Origin of the sequence: Peribacillus acanthi (genome assembly GCF_003073175.1) — a bacterium.
GTDB classification, from domain to species: domain Bacteria; phylum Bacillota; class Bacilli; order Bacillales; family DSM-1321; genus Bacillus_BN; species Bacillus_BN acanthi.
In genome coordinates this window covers 1-1,777 of record NZ_QBBX01000028.1, presented here as the reverse complement: position 1 = coordinate 1,777, position 1,777 = coordinate 1, and the positions used below count along the sequence as shown (strand labels likewise).

The window sequence follows — 1,777 nt, the reverse complement described above, 5'->3', positions numbered from 1 at the left end:
CAACGTGCAATTGGGATGCCCGCTTGCAATATCCCCACAACTGCTGAGACTGCATCATGGACTGTTGAGAAAGACGCTCTACCAGCTAGAGTATATTCAGGTATGCCATATACTTTAAGCGTCAATTCAGTAAAGCAACCAAGCGTACCCTCCGAGCCAACAAATAGTCCGTTTAAGTTGTACCCTGATGAGGACTTTTCCGCTAGATTCCCAGTATGTATCACCATTCCATCTGCAAGCACAACCTCTAAATCTCGTACTTGATCACGCATGACCCCGTATCTAACAGATGTAGTTCCACTGGCATTCGTAGCAGCCATGCCTCCAAGTGTTGCATCTGCCCCTGGATCCACAGAAAAAAACAGCCCATATTTTTTCAGCTCTTTATTTAACTGTGTTCGGGTGACTCCTGGTTGAACCTTGACGAGAAAGTCATTTTCCCTGATTTCTAGTATTTTATCCATGAGGGAAAAATCAATCGTAATCCCGTGGCCATAAGGAATCACATGTCCTTCTAAGCTAGTGCCTCTTCCAAATGGCACGATTGGCACTTTGAACTGAGATGCTATTTTCATAATCTTGCTGACTTCTTCTGTCGTTGTCGGAAACACAACGATGTCGGGCAAACTAGGTGTATGATAGGATTCATCCTTGCTATGCTGTTCTAAAATCGTTTGATTAATAGAGACTTGACCTTCCGGAAGAATGCTTCTTAATTCAGCAATCAAATTCAAGTTTGTAGTTGTCATGATATTTTCCCCTTATTTGATTCTATATGTCTTTAAATTAAGTCATACCAATTTATTTTTACACTTAAATTGGTCCAACCTTTTTTCTATTGTACTAAATAGTCAGAAAAAATCTATAATTTAAATAGTTTTTATTATTGATAGAAACATAGTGTTTTAGTATGATTAAAGCGTTTACAGGGTGTGTACTTGAGGAGTGAAATGGATGATTCCAGCGCAGCAATAGAAAAAAGCATATCAAGTAATGGTTGATCAAATACAGGAAAATTATTTGAATGGTGAATTAAAGCCTGGTGACAAGCTTCCAACGGAAAGAGAGTTGGCAAGCCTTTTTAATATAAGCAGGACATCGGTTAGAGAAGCACTACGGAAACTTAAAATCGATGGGTTTATTGAGATAAAACAAGGCAGCGGGAGCTTTATCAAGCTAGCCCATATACGTAAAGCTGGAGACGAGCTTTCTTCATCCATCCTCGATGCAGAGATAAACCTGATTTATGAAATGCTAGACCTACGTCGTGTTCTCGAAGTTGAATGTGTCCATCTAGCTTCGCAAAAAGCTTCATCAGAGGATCTGGCACGGATTCGTGAAGCTCTGCAGATGATGAATCAAGCTAAAGATGATGAAGCATCTGGACTTCAAGCGGACATCAGTTTTCATTTGAATATCGTTCGTGCATCACACAATTCAATCTATATCAAGCGAAACCCTTAGCGAACAAATGCATGGTACAATCCAAACTACCCGCAGGCATCGACTATACGATCCAGACCGATTGCAAGAAACAATCGATGAACATAAGGAAATTTATATCGCGATTGCTTCAGGTGACGGGATTTTTGCTAACCAATTGATGGAAAAGCATATCACCAAAGTACGAAGAGAATTATCAGAGTCACTGTTAAGCCATATTGGGGAAGAACAAAATTAGGCATTATCGTTTCATTTGAACTGACCCCTGTAAAGTAGACATTGGAAATAATAAAAATGATTTAAGCGGCTTTAGCCCTAAATTCAAGAGGGCTAA

At 39.7% G+C, this 1,777-nt stretch carries 3 protein-coding genes; 2 read left to right on the top strand and 1 reads right to left on the bottom strand.

Annotation, left to right across the window (positions count from 1 at the left end; all coding sequences use genetic code 11):
• Window positions 1–749: FAD-binding oxidoreductase (locus tag DBX25_RS21530; RefSeq protein WP_240620425.1), on the bottom strand; the 749-nt coding region annotated here is incomplete at its 3' end.
• Window positions 750–993: 244 nt separating this feature from the next.
• Here DBX25_RS21530 and DBX25_RS19150 point away from each other — a divergent pair.
• Window positions 994–1,464, top strand: a complete 471-nt coding sequence (locus DBX25_RS19150) for a FadR/GntR family transcriptional regulator (protein WP_276309644.1) — start codon at window positions 994–996, stop codon at window positions 1,462–1,464.
• Window positions 1,424–1,681, top strand: coding sequence for an FCD domain-containing protein (locus DBX25_RS21680; RefSeq protein ID WP_276309643.1), 258 nt, complete (start codon window positions 1,424–1,426; stop codon window positions 1,679–1,681). Before DBX25_RS19150 ends, DBX25_RS21680 begins: the two co-directional genes overlap by 41 nt.
• Window positions 1,682–1,777 lie beyond the last annotated feature (96 nt).